The sequence below is a fragment of the Pseudomonas sp. LBUM1668 genome (genome assembly GCF_059695715.1).
On sequence record NZ_CP166787.1, the window covers coordinates 2,957,112 to 2,974,679 of the forward strand.

Here is a 17,568-nt window from a genome sequence, read left to right on the forward strand (position 1 = left end):
CGTGTATCGATGAGTGAACTGCATGTAAGTCGTTCAAGGGGAAACCTTGTCGAGCAGGTTCTGGATGCGCCGCACCATTTGCCGGACATCAGCCAGCAATGTCGCGGTGACTGCGCCTGATGACAGTCGGCACTCCAACTCAGTGCAAGCATGAGCCAACTCGCCTGCCTGTACGGCGCCCATGGCACCTGCAATGCTGTGAAGCCTTTGTGCCACAGCCAGCATGTCAAGGCTGTCCAGGGCTGAGTTGAGTCGTGCCAGGTCCTCGCGCATTGTCACGGAAAAGATGTTGCGCATTCGCGGCGAAAGCACCACGTTGTCATCAAAAGATTCGGGGTGAACAGAAGTCGAGACTTCACTGACTGACACGGCTTCAACCGGTAACGAGCAAAATCCAAGCAATTGTTCGCGCAATGTTTTGAGGCTCAACGGTTTTACAATCCAGGCATTCATCCCGACCTCAAGGCAGCGGGTGCCTTCTTCACGCATTGCATTAGCCGTGACGCCAATAATAGGTGTGCGCAAATCCAGTTTCCGCAATGCCTTGGCCAGTTCATAACCGTTCATTACGGGCATGTTGACGTCAGTCAAAACCAGGTCGAAAGCCCGCTCGCGCCACTGCTCCAACGCTTGCTCGCCATTGGCCGCAACGCAGACGCTACAGCCCAGTGCTTCCAGTTGTTCTTTGATGATCGCCTGGTTGATCGGATTGTCCTCGGCGACCAGAATCCGCAACTCAAGCGGTGTTTGGGCAGGGCGTGCCAGTTCGGTCGCGTCTACCACCTTGCCTTTTTGCACCAGACTGACCGCCCGGGCGATCGCTCGGATGTCGTACAAATCGACATCTGGCGTATCTGCAATCGTTTCAGGCTGATTGAGTCCATTTATCCGGCAGACAATCCGCGAGCCCTGCCAGGCCGCGACGTTGTAGGATGGAAGAATGTCAACCAGGACCGCGCCAGGCTCAACAGTCAGGTTATCGCTGAGTGGGCGGGCCATCAGTCCGAAACGATTGAGCCAAGCGCAGACATTCTCTGCCAGTTCCGGCACTGGGGCGCGAACGAGGACAGTCGCCGGGCTTGGCGTGATGTCCATACAATCGGTCAATTCGCCGGGCAGTCCCTTGAGCCTCAGGTCCAGCGAAAAACTGCTACCAAGCCCCGGCTCACTGATGACGGTCAACTCGCCATTCATCATTGCGCAAAGCCTTTGACAGATCGCCAGCCCCAAACCGGCCCCGGCCTCGCTGGAGGCGTCGCGTACTTGAAAGAACGGCGTGAACAACTGAGTTTGTTGTGCCTGAGCGATACCTATTCCGGAGTCGCTTACTTGCCATTGCACCGAAACTTGATCCAGGTCGCTGGCCAGCACCCGAGTACGCAGGACAACCCGGCCTGAGTCGGTGAATTTGATCGCGTTGCTCACCAGATTGTTGAGGATCTGACGGATGCGCACCGGGTCACCCTGCAACCGATTGGGCAGGGCGGGGTCGGTGCACGCACAGAGCAGCAGCCCCTTGCGCTGGGCGAATGCGGCATACGTATGCAGCGTGTCCTCGATCAGTTGCAGGGGGCAAAAACCGATGGACTCGATCAGCATTTGTCCGGATTCGATCTTGGAAACGTCCAGCACATCGCTGATCAACTGAAACAATGTGGTCGATGAGCGTTGAATGGTCTGTAGATAGTCCTCTTGACGTGCGCTCAGGCTGGTCATGCCAAGTAACTCAAGCGTGCCCAGAACGCCGTAGAGCGGGGTGCGGATTTCGTGGCTCATTGTCGCCAGGAACCGGGTCTTGGCCTGGTTCGCCAAATCGGCCGTTCGCCGAGCCTTTTCCAGGGCCAAGGCATCCTGGACGTGGCGCGTGATGTCATTGAACGCGCAAAGTAGTACGTCCTGCCCTTGATAACGGGTCGAAATAAAGCCGACATGTAAGTGCCGGCCTTCGATGTCCAGGCGCGTTTCACCGACATCGGCCAGATCGTGATGGCGGTCCAGCACCGCTACCAGTTTTGCGGTGCCTTGCCACTGCTGGGCACGCTGGTTTTCCAGCAGCACTTTGAAATCGGTGCGCCGCACCACACACAATCCGGTGGGGGCGGTATCGATCACCGCACGGCTGAACGCTTCGCTTTCGGCGATGCTTTGATGCGCTTTTTCGGCTGGCTGAACGACGCGAATCCTGTACCAGCGACTGATCATCCAACTGATACCCGCCCCGCCCAGTAACAACATCAGCAGGCCAACCAACGGCCACATCAGTTGCCCGAAGTAACTCTTGAAGCTGATGGTATAAATGGCTGTCCAGGGTTGCTCCGTTTTAGCCACGACCTTGAACACCATGCCATTGCGATTGATGTTCAGACCTTCATGCAGTGTTCGATCGGAATTGATGGAACCGATGACCGCACGACCGTCGGGGGTTATCAACGTGAAACTGTCGTAAATCGACCATTCCATGATGCGTTCAACATCATTGACCTGGTTCATGTTCAATAGCGACGCCACCACGCTCGACTCACTGGTCCCATTGATTTTCCGTTCGTTGGGATCAAGCTGAATATTGATATAGGCGAGCATTTCGGTTGAGCGCGGGTAATCGTCGGGCACGTTGTAGGCTTCCCAGTGCACCCGACCATCGGCGAGTCCGTTGTTCTTCACTTTGAGGTGTCGGGCCACGCGCGCGACGATCGTATTAAGCGGTTCCTCACTTTCTTTTGTGCCGGCGTGCAGAACGCCGTTGGATGGAACGGTGATGTCGAAGTTGTCATTGTCGTTGTACAAGAAGATTTGCGGCGATTGATAGTGCGACGTCGACCAAAAGGCGCTGTAAAGACTCGAAAGGTGGACGCCGAGGGTGAACACTTTAGGCAGTTCACTTTCCTTGAGTTTTTGATGGTTGAAACTCAGGCCGAAAGGAACGGAATAGGGGAACTCATAACCTTCGTAAATATTCGGGCCTTCGGTTGGCAGCTGTCTGGCGCTATAACGCGCATTCAAACCCTTGTAGAACATTTCCCCTCTTACACTTTGCTGCGCTACTTCACGCAGAAACGCTTCATGCCGCTGCACATTCTCCATCAAGCGAGCAAAGTGAAATCGCACGGTGTCGTTTTGCTCCCTGAGCAAACGCTGGAAAGCCCAATAGCTGAATCCCACCAACAGGATGGCAATGCCCAACAACACCAGCAGCACTTTGTTCAGGCGCATGGAGCTTCGGGAAAGGTTTTCAAGCAAGGAGGGATTGTGTTTCATGTTCGGTCATTTCCAAAGGGCATGCAGGTGCCTCGTTGAAGGGCATCTTGTCTCTAAGCTCCTTTTTTCATTGGCTTGAGACCGGCTGCACCGTAGCGTTTTGCGGGGCTGTCCGACCATAGGGCAGCAAGCAATTGAACAGCGCTCGCAATGCAAACGGCTTGACCAAGCAGTGGTCCATTCCTGCTTCAAGGCACAACGCTTCTTCGCCGCGCATGGCATTGGCCGTCGCGCCGATGATGGGTTGTACATAGCCTAGACGTCGTAATTCTTTTGCCAACTCGTAGCCGTTGAGTTTCGGCATATTTACATCACTGAGCACAACATCGAAGGTGCCGGCTTTCCAGAGTGCCAAAGCTTCTTCACCGTTGCAGGCCAACTCCACCGAGCAACCTAATTCTTCGAGTTGATCACGAAGAATCAGCTGGTTGATGTCATTGTCTTCAGCAACCAAGAGATGCAGATTGAGTTTTTTCAAAGCGCTGGTCGTCAAGCTTTGTGTGGTCTGGTCGACCCACAGGCCTTGTGCCTGGCTGACAGCCTGGTGAATGGCATACAGGTGGCTGACATTGACGTACCGGCATTCGGGCTGCGATGCAGGCGTATTGCGCAGGTTGGCGGTGGCGATTATAAGTGGACCGCACCAATTCGGCACCAGGCGTTTTTCAACATCACCCGCATGCAGCTCGATCAACAGGCTGCCACTTGCCGCTGTGGTGTTTCCAAGGGGCGCCACCTGAGCCCGTGCCCCCCACCGACGCAACCAGCCCGCGATGGACTCGTTCAACTCTCGCACCGCAGACGCCACATAGATTGTGTTCGGAAGCAAACTATTCGTTGCCGGCAACGATCGGGTGACGATGTCGAGTGGCAACGTCAGCGTAAAACTGCTGCCCAGTCCCTTTTCACTTACCATACGCAGTGTGCCTTTCATCAGCTGCGTCAGGCGTTTGCAGATCGGCAGGCCCAAACCGGTTCCGGCGACGACATTGGTATTGCCTTCAGTCTGATAGAACGGCTCGAAAATATGGGCCTGGTCATCCCGGGAAATACCTCGGCCGGTGTCTGTCACTTGCCACGCCACCTGTGCTTGTTCGTCAGCACAGTCGAGTAGCCTGACCCGCAAAACCACCCGCCCTGAATCAGTGAACTTGACTGCGTTGCTCAGCAGATTATTCAAAATCTGCCGGATACGTGTGACGTCGCCAATCAATCGCTCGGGCATTTGTGGATCCATGCACGCATACAACCGGACGCCTTTTCGCTGCGCCGCCGCCGCGTAAGCCTGAATGGCCTCGTATACCAATTCCGTCGGGGCAAACTCGTGCAGTTCGAGGGCCAGTTGACCTGCCTCGATCTTCGATACGTCCAGGACATCGCAGATCAATTGCAACAAGGTCGCGGATGAACCTTCGATGGCACGCAAATACCCTTTCTGTTGGGTGTCCAGCCGAGTCCGGCCCAAGAGTTCCAGTGTTCCCAACACGCCATACAGTGGGGTACGGATTTCGTGGCTCATGGTTGCCAGAAACAAGGTTTTGGCTTCATTCGCCGCGTCAGCCAATCGCCGCGCCTCTTCAAGCGCCGCCTCGACTTGCTTGCGCGCACTGATATCGCTGAATGCGCAGAACAACACGTCTTCACTTTTGTAGCGAGTCGGTGCGCTGCTCAAATAAAGGTGGCGTCCGTCGGCTGTGGAAAAATAGTCACTGCGAATGGGTTGCGTCGCATCAAACGCTTGCTCGATCCAGCTTTTGCAGAGCATTTCGCGCTCAACACCACTGCCCAGCCAACGCTCGGACAAGGTGTTTTCGAGCATCACCTGGCCGTCAGTGCGCCGCAATACGCAAAGTGCGACGGGCGCGGTTTGAATCACGTCACGGCTGAATGCTTCACTCTCGATCAGTGCCTGCAAACGGTTGAGTGCCGGTGTAATAAACCTGTGCTCGACCCGACGAATCAATAGCCAGATCAAAACCATGCTTGCCAGGCAGAACGCCAATGTCGCGATCAGTTGCGGCAATAAAGCCTTCAGCAGATCCAGCAAGTCGAACGAGTACACCAATTGCCAGTCCGTGGATTTCAACTGCTTGCGGATCACCAGATGATCGGGAAGCCAGCCGCTGCCCACAAAACCGAAGTAGTTGTTCTCATGCGATCGGCTCAACGTCTCGCCGAGTCGGTGCGCAGGGGTGTTGGCAAACAGCAGAGAACCTTGGGAGTTGAGCATCATGAACGTGCCGGCGCTTTGATCGTTCAGGGCTGCGGAGATTTCTGCACCCTCCATTTCCAGACCGAGCCAGCCTGAGTCTTTCACGCCATCATCCAGACGGATGAAGATGTACAACTGCGAAGCGCTTGCCGCTTGGTCAGTCAACCACAACTCCTGATCCCGTTCCGGCAATTGGTCATTCAATGCGGACAGTTGATCCAGGATCGACCGGGGAAGCCGCGGAAGATTCGCACTGGCGGTATACAGGCGATTCACCTGAGGATTCGCTTCGGCGGAAACATAAATCAGATTCAGCTGATTACGCTGCATGTAATCGAGCATTCTGCGTGTCAGCCAGAGGGTCCACTGAGCTCCGCCGGAAATGCCCAATTGAACAGAATGGTCCTCAATCGACGGCGAGTAGGAGAGTGGGGTGGCCATCATCGGCTTGTATACGGCTGAAAGCCCCAAGCTCTCAAGCAAGGACTCGCGGCTGGTAAAAAATGTCTGCGCCTCTGCTACCGCGCTGCTCATATAGCTGCGGCGCTGGGAAATATCGTTGGCGAGGGTGGAGCGCAAGAAGTTGTACGAAGCGCTGAGGATCCCGGCCATCAGGACCAGCGCAAACAGACGAAGCAGCCGGCGGGCTGCTTCGGGACTGGATAAGAACGGGTTGATCTGATGCAGGTAACTTTTGAGTCTCATTACCCCACTGTAAGGACTGTGTCATCCGCGGGGCATAAGACGATTCTTAAAGTGGCGTTTTTGTGAGCCTCTTCACCCACATTGTCGGTCACCCGTTTCAGAAGCCCATCGGGTACTGAACCACCACATAGATCCGATCAATATCATCCCCCGCTTGAGCTTCATTGGCCCGGTGTGAAACATGCGATACCTGCACCGACAAATCCTTCGCCGCACCCGACTGCACGATGTATTTCAAATCAATGTCGCGCTCCCAGTGTTTACCGCCATCGCCTTGCTGCGGCTGGTATTCGCCGCTATCGGCATCAAACGGATTGTAGGCACCACCCTTGGGCGCATGGGTGCCATCGATGTGGCTGCCGGAGACGTAGCGGGTCATGAACTTGAGGCCGGGAATGCCAAAGGCGCCGAGGTCGAGGTCGTAGCGTGCTTGCCACGAACGTTCACCGGCACCGTTGAAGTCGGCGTATTTGATCGAGTTGGCTAGGTAGATCGAGTCGCCGCCGACGAAATCGAACGGTGTGTTGCCATTGATCCGCTGCCAGCCGAGCATTACTGCATGCGGGCCGAGGGTGTATTTGCTCGAAAGGCTGAACGCGGTGTTGTCGATTGTCCCGGCCAGCGCCTGCCCGGTGTCGCGGGTGTGGTAGAGGTTGGCGTCGAGCAACAGGCCGGGTTGCTTGAAATGCAGGTTGCCGTAGTACTGATGCCAGGTGTCGGTCAGCTCGGAGGCATACAGCGCGCCGCCCAGCGGACTATCAGCAAACAGATCGGCACCGACAAAGCTGATGGCGCCGGATTCTGTGCTGGCACCGTACCCGTAAAAATCATCTTTTCCGCTAGAACCATCCTGATTCTTGAATGCCGTGAAATGCCCGGCCTGTAGATTGACGTTGTCGATCTCCCGGCTGCTGAGCAGAAACCCTGTGGCGTATTCCGGTTGCAGGCGTTTATCGGAGGTGTCGAATACAGGGGTTTCGACGGTCATTTCGCCGAACGCCAGGGTGGTGCGCGAAGCCTTCAACTTGAGGGCGCCGCCGGCGCTGGAGTAGTCGTTTTCGCTGCGGCCATCGCTGTCGACCGGCAACAACCCCGTGCCGGAATGGCCCTTGCCGCCATCGAGTTTCAGTCCGAAAAATGCGTGTGCATCGACGCCGAGTCCAATGGTACCGGGTGTGAAACCAGATGAGAAAGTGCCGATAAACCCTTGAGCCCATTCCTGTTTATAGTTTTTCCCGGTAGGTGAGGGCGAGCGGTAGTCGTTGCTCAGGTAGAAGTTGCGGCTGAGCACTTCAGATTTGGAATCGTCGAAAAAACCGTCCGCTGCCGCTGTTTGTGTCAGGCCGCATAACAGCATAAGTAGCGTCATACGCGTAAGTGCGCGATCAATCATGGTCGGTGGCCAACATTCAAGGGTTGACGCTGATGATCAAGGGACTTTGAGCGAAGGGATTGAGGCGATGTGCTGTGCGGAACACAAAACCTTGTAGGAGCTGCGGCACGCTGCGATCTTTTGATTTTGATTGCAAAAAAAGAAAGATCAAAAGATCGCAGCGTGCCGCAGCTCCTACAGGGGTATCGTCGTTAGCGTTATGACAACGGCGGGGTGCGTGGCGGGATCATTCGTTTGCTGCCCGTCGATTCAAACGCCGCGGCCAGGCGCAGCAGGCTGGAGTCGTCGTAGGCGCGGCCGGCGAAGGTCAGGCCGACCGGCATGCCGATGTCGGCCATCACGCCCATCGGCACGGTGACGGTGGGCACGCCCAGGTGGCGGATCGCGAGGTTGCCGTTGGCGACCCAGATGCCGTTGCTCCAGGCGATGTCGGCGGACTCAGGGTTCACATCCGCATCCGCCGGGGCGACATCGGCGACGGTCGGGAACAGCACGGCGTCGAGGCCCAGCTTATCCATCCAGTCCTCAAGGTCGATGCGCCGGGTTTGTTCCAGACCGCGTAAGCCATCGGGAACAGTGGAGATTTCATTCCAAGGCGTGATGCCACGCTCGGCCATGCGTACGTACTCGTCCATACCGGCAACGAGATCGCCCTCACGGTTGGGCAGAGTGCCCGGCTCGTGCGGGAAGATTTTCGCGCCGTCGACGTCCACCAGACGATTGAGCTTCGGGTCGCCGTTGGCTTGCAGGAAGTCGTCGAACGCCCAGGCAGTCAGGTCCCACAGTTCATGGTGGAGGAACTCTTTGGACACCAGCCCACGAGTGAACACGGTCGGTGCGCCGGGACGGTCGCCTTCGCAGTTGGAGACCAGCGGGAAGTCGGTTTCGATCACTTCGGCACCGGCAGCTTCCAGTGCCTGACGCGCCTGTTTCCACAGATCGATCACCGACGCGCGCGTGTTGATGCGTTGGCCAGTCGGGCCGCCGATGCCCGGCGCTTCGCTGGTGCCAGCGTCAGGGTCGGCGTTGATGAACATGCGCGGCACGGCGAAACGCTTGCCAGCCAGTGCGGTGCGGTCGGCAGCCAGTTCAGCGTAAGCGGCAGGGCGTACGGTGCTGACACTCGGGATCGGCACCCAAGGTTGCAGGCGCCACAGATCGCCGCGTGTATCCGGGTCTTCTGCAACGACGATGTCGAGGACTTCGAGCAAGTCAGCCATGGTGCGTGCGTACGGCACCACGACATCCATGGTCGGGGTCAGTGGCCAGTTGCCGCGCACCGAAATCACACCGCGCGACGGGGTGTAGGCACACAGGCCATTGTTCGAAGCGGGGCCGCGTCCGCTCGACCAGGTTTCTTCGGCCAGGCCGAATGCAGCAAAACTGGCGGCAGTGGCGGTACCGGCGCCATTGGACGAACCGGAGGCGAACGGTGCGGTGAGGAAGTCAGCGTTGTACGGGCTCTCGGCGCGACCATAAACCCCGCGCTGCATGCCGCCATTGGCCATCGGTGGCATGTTGGTCTTGCCCAGGCAAATCGCCCCGGCACCGCGCAGGCGCTCGATGGTGAACGCGTCGCGATGGGCGACCAGATCAACGAAGGCCGGGCTGCCGGACGCGGCGGTCAGGCCCTTGACCAGATAACTGTCCTTGGCGGTGTAAGGAATGCCGTCGAGCGGGCTCAGGGTTTTGCCTTTGGCGCGGCGGGCGTCGGCGGCCCGGGCTTCGTTCAGCGCTTCGGGGTTGCGCACGACAACCGCGTTGAGCGCTGTCGCCGTGTCGGCGCCGTCGTAGGCATCGATGCGAGCGAGATAGGCCTGCACCAGCTCAAGCGATGTGGTCTGACCGGACTCAAGCGCAGCGCGCAGTTGGGCGATGGAAACTTCAGTGACTTCGATCATGCGTTCACCGCCGATTGCAGTTGAGCGTCATGGTTTTTTGCAGAGCTATTCATATCAGTTCTCGTGCACGGCTTTAGCGACAAGGTTAAGACTGGCGCCTATTTAACACCATGCCGGGCGCGGAGTAATCGGCGGGATGGTTTTTGTCCATCGATGCCTCCTTGGCGGACCCATCAATCAAACAGGAAGAATGCAAGGAGGTGATCTAGGCTCAGCGCAGTCCGACCGATGCGCTTGACAGGGGAACCACTGTGGAAGAGAAACCGCTGATCGCATTCAACAGTTCCAGAACTTTGCTTGACGTGCTGATCCGTGCGGGGTTGATCGTCATGCTGGTGCTGTTCTGTTACGACATTTTCCATCCGTTCCTCAATGTGATGCTCTGGGCGCTGATCCTGGCCGTCACCCTGTACCCGCTGAACAGAATGCTCGGCGCCAGACTCGGTCAACGTTACGGCTGGGCCGCGGTCATTGTGGTGGTGCTGGGGCTGCTGATCCTGATGGTGCCGTTGAGTCTGCTGGGCGCATCGGTGGCCGAGTCGGTGAAGGGCGGGATGCAGGTGCTTGAAAGCGGCCATTTCGAAATCCCGCCGCCGCCGGCCAATGTCGAGACCTGGCCGCTGATCGGGCCACCGATTTTCGGTATCTGGCAGCACGCCTCGCAGGATCTGAGCTGGGCCTTCCAGGAACTGGCGCCGCACCTCAAGGAATGGGGCAGAGTGATGCTGCACCAGGCGGCCGGGGTGGGAGCGGGCATTGTGGTGTTCGTCGTAGCGTTGATCGTTGCCGGGTTGATCATGACTTACGGTGAAAGCGGCCATCGCACCGCCGTCGCCGTCACCACGCGGATTTCCGGGCCCGCGCGTGGGCCGCAGATTGCCCAATTGTGCACGGCGACCATTCGCGCTGTAGCTCAGGGCGTGGTGGGCATCGCTTTTATCCAGATGCTGCTGATCGGCGTCGCCCTGGTGATCATGGGCGTACCGGCGGCCGGCATATTGGCGCTATTGGTGCTGTTGCTGGGCATCACCCAATTGCCGGTGCTGTTGATCACGCTGCCTGTGGTGATTTTTGTTTTTGCCCAGCAAGGGGTCAGCGCCGCGACGGTGATCTTTGGCGTGTGGATGGTGGTTGCCGGGCTTTCCGACAATGTGCTCAAACCGATGCTGCTGGGACGCGGCGTGGCCGTGCCGATGCCCGTCGTGTTGATCGGCGCCCTCGGCGGCATGGTGACCAGCGGGATTATCGGGCTGTTTACCGGGCCGGTGATTCTGGCGGTCGGTTATGAGTTGTTTATCGGTTGGGTGTATCAACCCGCCGACGTTACCCAGGTTCTGGAACCGCCCCCAGAGCAAACTCTGCCCTGATTCGCGCGGTGCTGAGAGGCTGCGGCAGCCCGGGCAGGTTTCTACACCGGGCTACGCAGAGGTCATGTTGCCTTAGTTGATCCGTGGATGCTGTTGCACCAGGTTCTTGCGCTTGGCTTCCAGTTCGGCAATTTCAGCATCGATGTCTTCGATCTTCTGCTCGATATTGTCGTGATGCTCTTGCAGCAGCTCCTTCGCCTCTGCGAGGTCAGAGGCTGCCGGGGCGGCGCCACGCAACGGTTTGTTCGCCGTCTCCTTCATGGTCAGGCCGGTGACCAGACCGACCACGGCAACTACCATCAGGTAGTAAGCCGGCATGTAAAGGTCGTTGGTGCTTTCCACCAGCCAGGCCACGACGGTCGGCGTCAGGCCGGCGATCAACACCGAAATATTGAAAGACGCCGCCAGTGCGCTGTAGCGAATATGCGTGGGGAACATGGCCGGCAGGGTCGAGGCCATCACGCCGATGAAGAAGTTCAGCAACACCGCCAGCATCAGCAGCCCGGCGAAGATCAGGCCGATCTTGCCGCTGTTGATCAGCATGAACGCCGGAATGGCGAGAATGAACAGGCCAATGCTGCCGATGACGATGAAAGGCTTGCGGCCGATCTTGTCGCTGACAAAACCAATCAGCGGCTGCACGAACAGCATGCCGACCATGATCGCGATGATGATCAACACGCCACGATTTTCGCTGTAGTGCAGGTTATGCGAAAGGTAACTCGGCATGTAAGTGAGCAGCATGTAGTAGGTGACGTTGGTCACCGCTACCACTCCCACGCAGGTCATCAGGCTGCGCCAGTGCTTGGTGGCGATTTCCTTGAACGACACCTTCGGGCCACGGGCCAGACCTTCGCGGTCGCCTTGTTCGAGCTTCTCCACGTGCTGCTGGAACGCTGGTGTCTCTTCGAGCGCGTGACGCAGATAGAGACCGATCATGCCCAATGGCAGGGCGAGGAAGAACGGCAGACGCCAGCCCCATTCGAGAAACTTTTCTTCACCGATAATCGCCGAGATCATCACCACCACACCGGCGCCAAGGACGAAACCGGCAATCGAACCGAAGTCCAGCCAACTGCCGAGGAAGCCGCGTTTGCGGTCCGGCGCGTATTCGGCGACGAAGATCGAGGCACCGGTGTACTCGCCACCGACGGAGAAGCCTTGAGCCATTTTCGCCAGCAACAGCAGGATCGGCGCCCAGATACCTATGGAGTCATAGGAGGGGATCAGGCCGATGGCGAAGGTGCTCAGGGACATGATGACGATGGTCGCGGCGAGGACTTTCTGTCGTCCGTACTTGTCGCCCAACGCGCCGAAAAACAGGCCGCCCAGCGGCCGGATCAGGAAAGGCACGGAGAACGTCGCCAACGCCGCGATCATCTGTACGCCAGGGTCGGCGCCGGGGAAGAAGATTTTGCCGAGTGCATAGGCGACAAAGCCGTAGACGCCAAAGTCGAACCATTCCATGGCATTGCCGAGTGCAGCGGCCGTAATGGCTTTGCGCATCTTGACGTCGTCGACGATGGTGATGTCTTTCAGACCAATCGGTTTGACGCTGCTTTTACGTGATTTCATCCGGGTATTCTCTTTACTGATCCATCTTGTTACGCCGATGCCATCTATTTGATGGCGCGTGCTTAATGGGTCTGATACATGAGGACACGAAATAATTCACCGCTCGCGGCTTTTTTTAATTTTTAAACACAAGATCAAAAGATCGCAGCCTCGTTTCACTCGACAGCTCCTACAGAGTCCTGTGTTCAGTGTAGGAGTTGCCGAAGGTTGCGATCTTTTGACTTTGCTTCTGCGGTTTTACTTACGAATCGCCACGTACGATTTGCCTAGATCATTGGCCCAGCCATCCAGCACCACTTTGACGTCGTCAGCTGTCAGCACTTGTTTATTGTTGTCCAGCGGCACGCCGGTGCCTTTGCGCATGACTTCTGCAACCACTTCACCGGTCGAGCCGTCCTCGAACGACACTTCGGTGGCGATTTCGCTGTCTTGGTCACGAATGCCAGTGGCGGTGCTCACGCCGGCCGCGACCAGTGTGACCGGCAACCATTCGTAAAAACGCAAACCTTGAGTGCTAGTGGCGACCCGGGTAATCGCAGGCCTGACGATCAGCGTATTGGGACCGGGAGTCGATACCAGTGGCAGGACTTTGCCCAGTTCGTGCCTGAGGGCCGCGTCGTAATAGTCGGTGACGCCCGCGAGGGTGCTGAGGGGAATGCGTGCGGTGGGCTCGGCGCTGGGAAAAAACTGACTCGGCGCCAGATAGGCCTGGGTGTAACGCCCCCTGGCCAGGGCAGGGCTGACCCACCCCAATACATCGTGACCCGACGGCGATGTGTGTTCCGTCAAAACGCTGTAATCATGCAGAAATCCCGTGTGTTCGACGCTTGTACTGGTGCAGGCCGACAGGCTCAGGGACGCAGTACAAAGCACCGTCATCAGGCAATGGCTTCTCATTAATGTGAATCCTTGTTGGTTTGCGGGGCATTTTCCGAGCACTCGATGTGCAACTGGCCGTGGGTCATGATCCAGTGGATGAGGTCGGCGGCCGGGATCGAATGGGCGTACTCCACCCACTGGGCATTGGCCGGGCTGAACTGTTCAAAGTAACGGCGCAGGACAATCCGGCTCTGATCACTGGACAACCCCAGGCAAAACTCCTGAAACAGGATCGGCGTATCGTGCGTCGGCGCCGTGGTGCGCTGGCTGAGGATCAACGGATATTTGGCGTTATGCCCCTCGGCGGTATACCTGCTGTGCAAGGCCTTCATGAACAACCCCCTGATTTGGAAAGGTGTGCAGGATGCACGAGGGTTTTTGCCGGACGATGTCCGGTTGATGTCGCTGGCGAAGGAATGTTGCTCGATTGAAATAAATGACCCGGACGCCAGAATGGTTTTAGATGCGCTCTTTTTTGGCCTGAGGATCCTGTGCCCGTGAGCAGACTGCTGATCGTCGACGACGACGTGGAAATTCTGTCGCTGCTGAAGAAGTTCTTCGTCCAGCACGCCTATGAGGTCGATGTGGCGGTGGACGGCGAGGCGATGTGGGCGGCGATCGCGCAGCAGCGACCGGACACGATCATTCTCGACCTGATGCTGCCTGGGGAGGGCGGCTTGAGTCTGTGCCAGAAAGTGCACGCACAGATGGCCATTCCGATCATCATGCTCACCGCCATGGGCGAACTGAGCGACCGCATTGTCGGCCTTGAGCTGGGGGCGGACGACTACGTCACCAAGCCGTTTGCACCGCGTGAGCTGCTGGCTCGTCTGCGTGCCGTGCAACGCCGCGCGGGCGAACCGGTCAGCCAGCCGAGTGAGCCATCCCGGCCAGTGATCGCCTTCGCCGGTTGGCATCTGGATATCACCTGTCGCGAACTGCGCTCACCGCAAAACGTGATGATCCCGCTGTCCGGTGGCGAGTTCGATTTGCTCGTGGTGTTTCTCGAAAATCCGCAACGCATCCTCACTCGAGAGCAATTGATCGACCTGACCCACGGCCAGGGCCACGACGCGTTTGATCGCAGCATTGATGTCCAGGTCAGCCGGCTGCGGCGCAAGATCGAGCCCGACTGCAAACGCCCGGATTTGATCCGCACCGTTCGCAACGGCGGTTATATGTTCACTGCCAAGGTCAGCCGCTCGTGATCCGCCGGATGCTGCGGCGCGACACCCTCAGTCGGCGGATTGCCCTGACTATCGTCGCGGCGATGCTGACGTCGCTGGCCCTTAATGCATTGTTCGTGCAGGTCGCCGGGATCTGGGCGCGTCCACCGATTGAGCGTACCGGTTTGCTGGAACAGATTGCCGCTACCGTGCGCGTGATCGAGGCCGCGCCGGTACCGTTGCGCCCGCAGTTGGCGGACGCGGCAAGCAGCCCGCGGCTGAAAGTGGCGTGGAAAGCGCAGCGCGCCGACTTTGGGCTGCCGGCGGGCGGCAATCCGGTCGAAGCGGGCAGGGTGCCGGTGCTGCAATTGCTTTTGGGTAATGGCCGAACCATGGAAGCCTTCAACCCCGACGACTGGCCGAGCCACAGCCCGCAGGCGCACTACGCCGCACTCGTGCAACTGGTCGATGGCAGTTGGTTGTCGTTCACCCCACCCGAACGGGTTTGGGGGCTGGAGGCCAGCACGCGGATCGCGGTGGTTATTGCCCTTGGCCTGATCGCCACGTTGCTGGTTGCCTGGATCGCCACGCGCCAACTGGCCAAACCCTTGCAACGTTTCGCCAGCGCTGCGCGGCGTTTCGGTGGTGACCTGCGCGCACCGCCGATCAAAATCGAAGGCCCGGACGAAATCCGCCAGGCGATCATCGCCTTCAACACCATGCAGGCGCAGATCCAGCATTTCATCGGCGAACGCACGCACATGCTCGCGTCCATCTCCCACGACTTGCGAGCACCGCTGACGCGCATGCGCTTGCGTAGCGAGTTCATGGAAGACCTGGATCACCAAGGCAAACAGATTCGTGACATCGAAGAGATGCAGTCGATGATCAACGCCGCGTTGGCGTTTTTTCGCGAGGACACGCATCGCGAGTCCACTACCGCGTTCGATCTCGCCGAACTGCTGCAAACCATCATCGATGACTACCGTGACCAGAACATCGCCGTCGATTACAGCGGCCCCGCACATTGGGTGTATGAGGGCCGGCCGCTTGGCATCAAACGAGTAATCGTCAACCTGCTGGATAATGCCGAGAAGTACGCGCAACACCCGCGCATCGCGTTGAGTGGCGATGGCTACACGATCTGCATCGAGGTCAGCGACGACGGGCCGGGGATTGCCGAAGAGTCGCTGGAGCGCGTGTTCGATCCGTTTCTGCGCCTCGAAACCTCACGCAACCGCGAGACCGGCGGGGTCGGACTCGGGCTTTCCGCGGCGCGCGCCATCGTGCGCGAGCAGGGCGGGGAACTGACGTTGAGCAATCGCAGCGGCGGCGGGTTGGTGGCGCGGGTTGAATTGCCGGTTCAATGACCGCGCCTGTAGCCGCTGTCAGGGGACACCGTCATCAGCGTCGGACATTCAGTGGTAGTACGAAACTTCCGTCAGATAATAAGCCATGCCGTCTCGGGTCTTTTATTGAATCGCCAAACTTGATCACGACATATTTTGTTTACCGTTTCAGAAGGGTCCTACAACCTGACTAAAACTCCTTTCATTAGGATGTGCGGCTTACCAAAAGGAGGGGGCACGCATGGCTAATCACGGTTACATGACCATCACCGGCAAGGCTCAAGGATTGATTTCATCGGGTTGTTCGACCCAGGACTCTATTGGCAACAAGTGTCAGACAGCCCATGCAGACGAAATCATGGTGCTGTCTTACAGCCACAACATGGCCAATATCGGAAATATCAATAAACCGACGCATAATCCGATCGTCATCACTAAGAATGTTGATAAATCATCGCCGCTACTGGCTCAAGCGCTCTCAAGCAGAGAAGAAATCAACTGCATCATTAACTTCTACCGCATTTCTCCGTTTGGCTTGCAGGAGAAGTTTTATACGGTCGAAATCAGGGGCGGCGTGGTTACCGACCTGACACTTGACATGCCCCATGTGGTTTTACAGAACGACGTCGAACCTCAAGAACATCTTGCTATTCGCTATCAAGACATCATCTGGACTCACCACCTGGCAGGGACCAGTGGCTACAGTTCATGGGGGGAATAACCCATGGGCCGGTCCAAGGATAGCTGCAAGCCAGGAAGTTGCGACTATTGGATGGTCAGTAACGCCGCTGCCAATCTGGCGAACCAAGCCTGTACGTTAAGTGCTCGCCACATTAAAGACGGCACGTTACGCATTCAATTCAATCGTGAGGTTTCTTATTACGCAAAAGGCATTGTCAATGACGTTGCGCAGGGCAGAAAAAGCTCTGAACAGGGACTGAAAGACATAAAGGACGAGCAGGTCAGTCTGCTAAGTCAATCAATGGAGGTTGCTCAAAGAGGCGTCGGCGCAATTGCAGGTGCACTTCAGTTTGTAGCCGGTGCCGGGATTTGTTACGGCTCGGTCGGTACGTTATGCCTTTTCGCGGGGGCGCCGATGATGGCTCATGGTGCCAACAATGTGTATGAAAACGGGCGGAATTTATGGGAGGGCCGTTCAGATACACAAGGCCCCCTCAGAAAAGGTTATCAAAAGATCGCTATATTTATTGGCGGCGGAGCATTTGAAGGGAATATGGCCTATGGGACTGTTGACTTGGGACTTTCCGTATATGGCGCCGGCAGACTGATATTGAAGCCGGATGCATGGCGCCTTTTTAGATATGTGCGTGCTGATTATGTCCGGGCTTATGAGAACTCAAACAAGACCGCATTGATATTCGGGGCGTTTTCCGACGTCACAACAATAAATTCCATGTATAAGGAGGTCAAAAATAATGACGAGTGAGCCAATATTCATAACGTCGATATATTTAATTGTTTCTCTGGCGGGTTTCCTGTTTTTTCTCTTCATCTCAAGAAGATTTTCAGGGGTTAACTTTACGCATGGAAAGTATTGGTTGTTTTTTGCATTAGTAATGCCTTGGGCAACCAATCAACTCAGCGTGGCTCGCTATGGTTACTTGCTTTCATTTATGCCAGCCATAGGTTTTTTTGAAAATGATTACGTTATTCGGTGGGTCGCATTTATTACTGCTATCGCTCAAGCGTTCTTTTTTCCAAGCAGAAAAGAACCAAAACGCTGGTTTTTACGAAAGTAGACGCAC

14 protein-coding genes are annotated in these 17,568 nt (G+C 57.2%); 7 read left to right on the forward strand and 7 right to left on the reverse strand.

The window, feature by feature from the left end; translation table 11 throughout:
* Window positions 1-33: 33 nt before the first annotated feature.
* The 4 genes from ACA061_RS13310 to ACA061_RS13325 all read right to left on the reverse strand — a co-directional run bounded on the left by ACA061_RS13310 (window position 34) and on the right by ACA061_RS13325 (window position 9,466).
* Entirely contained in the window at window positions 34-3,255 is a 3,222-nt protein-coding gene (locus ACA061_RS13310) for a hybrid sensor histidine kinase/response regulator (RefSeq protein WP_210554740.1), read from the reverse strand.
* A 67-nt stretch (window positions 3,256-3,322) separates the two neighbouring features.
* Entirely contained in the window at window positions 3,323-6,172 is a 2,850-nt protein-coding gene (locus tag ACA061_RS13315; RefSeq protein WP_497301873.1) for an ATP-binding protein, read from the reverse strand.
* 97 nt (window positions 6,173-6,269) lie between these two features.
* Entirely contained in the window at window positions 6,270-7,565 is a 1,296-nt protein-coding gene (locus ACA061_RS13320; RefSeq protein WP_210554742.1) for an OprD family porin, read from the reverse strand.
* Between the two features lie 197 nt (window positions 7,566-7,762).
* On the reverse strand, window positions 7,763-9,466 hold the full coding sequence (locus ACA061_RS13325) for an amidase (protein ID WP_210554743.1): 1,704 nt from the start codon (window positions 9,464-9,466) through the stop codon (window positions 7,763-7,765).
* Window positions 9,467-9,717: 251 nt separating this feature from the next.
* Here ACA061_RS13325 and ACA061_RS13330 point away from each other — a divergent pair, with 251 nt between their 5' ends.
* On the forward strand, window positions 9,718-10,833 hold the full coding sequence (locus tag ACA061_RS13330; RefSeq protein ID WP_497301874.1) for an AI-2E family transporter: 1,116 nt from the start codon (window positions 9,718-9,720) through the stop codon (window positions 10,831-10,833).
* Between the two features lie 72 nt (window positions 10,834-10,905).
* Here ACA061_RS13330 and proP read toward each other — a convergent pair whose 3' ends face one another.
* The 3 genes from proP to ACA061_RS13345 form a co-directional block, all read right to left on the reverse strand.
* Complete coding sequence (proP, locus tag ACA061_RS13335) at window positions 10,906-12,408, reverse strand: glycine betaine/L-proline transporter ProP (protein ID WP_150603444.1); 1,503 nt, start codon at window positions 12,406-12,408, stop codon at window positions 10,906-10,908.
* 237 nt (window positions 12,409-12,645) lie between these two features.
* Entirely contained in the window at window positions 12,646-13,305 is a 660-nt protein-coding gene (locus ACA061_RS13340) for a DUF3313 domain-containing protein (protein WP_210700065.1), read from the reverse strand.
* On the reverse strand, window positions 13,305-13,619 hold the full coding sequence (locus ACA061_RS13345) for a hypothetical protein (protein WP_150615677.1): 315 nt from the start codon (window positions 13,617-13,619) through the stop codon (window positions 13,305-13,307). Before ACA061_RS13345 ends, ACA061_RS13340 begins: the two co-directional genes overlap by 1 nt.
* Here ACA061_RS13345 and ACA061_RS13350 point away from each other — a divergent pair.
* The 6 genes from ACA061_RS13350 (at window position 13,618) to ACA061_RS13375 (ending at window position 17,562) form a co-directional block, all read left to right on the forward strand.
* The gene (locus tag ACA061_RS13350; protein ID WP_191627646.1) at window positions 13,618-13,788 is read left to right on the forward strand and encodes a hypothetical protein; all 171 of its coding nucleotides are present in this window, start codon (window positions 13,618-13,620) and stop codon (window positions 13,786-13,788) included. The two genes, ACA061_RS13345 and ACA061_RS13350, sit on opposite strands and share 2 nt — an antisense overlap.
* Window positions 13,785-14,495, forward strand: a complete 711-nt coding sequence (locus tag ACA061_RS13355; protein ID WP_497301876.1) for a response regulator — start codon at window positions 13,785-13,787, stop codon at window positions 14,493-14,495. The genes ACA061_RS13350 and ACA061_RS13355 overlap by 4 nt, the downstream gene beginning before the upstream one ends.
* Window positions 14,492-15,823, forward strand: coding sequence for an ATP-binding protein (locus tag ACA061_RS13360; RefSeq protein WP_497301877.1), 1,332 nt, complete (start codon window positions 14,492-14,494; stop codon window positions 15,821-15,823). The genes ACA061_RS13355 and ACA061_RS13360 overlap by 4 nt, the downstream gene beginning before the upstream one ends.
* 220 nt (window positions 15,824-16,043) lie before the next feature.
* A complete protein-coding gene (locus ACA061_RS13365) occupies window positions 16,044-16,523 on the forward strand; it encodes an Hcp family type VI secretion system effector (RefSeq protein ID WP_150603449.1) in 480 nt (159 codons plus the stop codon).
* Window positions 16,524-16,526: 3 nt separating this feature from the next.
* The gene (locus ACA061_RS13370) at window positions 16,527-17,249 is read left to right on the forward strand and encodes a DUF4225 domain-containing protein (RefSeq protein WP_497301878.1); all 723 of its coding nucleotides are present in this window, start codon (window positions 16,527-16,529) and stop codon (window positions 17,247-17,249) included.
* Window positions 17,239-17,562: a hypothetical protein gene (locus ACA061_RS13375; RefSeq protein ID WP_497301879.1), complete on the forward strand. Its 324-nt coding sequence runs from the start codon at window positions 17,239-17,241 to the stop codon at window positions 17,560-17,562. Before ACA061_RS13370 ends, ACA061_RS13375 begins: the two co-directional genes overlap by 11 nt.
* Window positions 17,563-17,568: the final 6 nt, after the last annotated feature.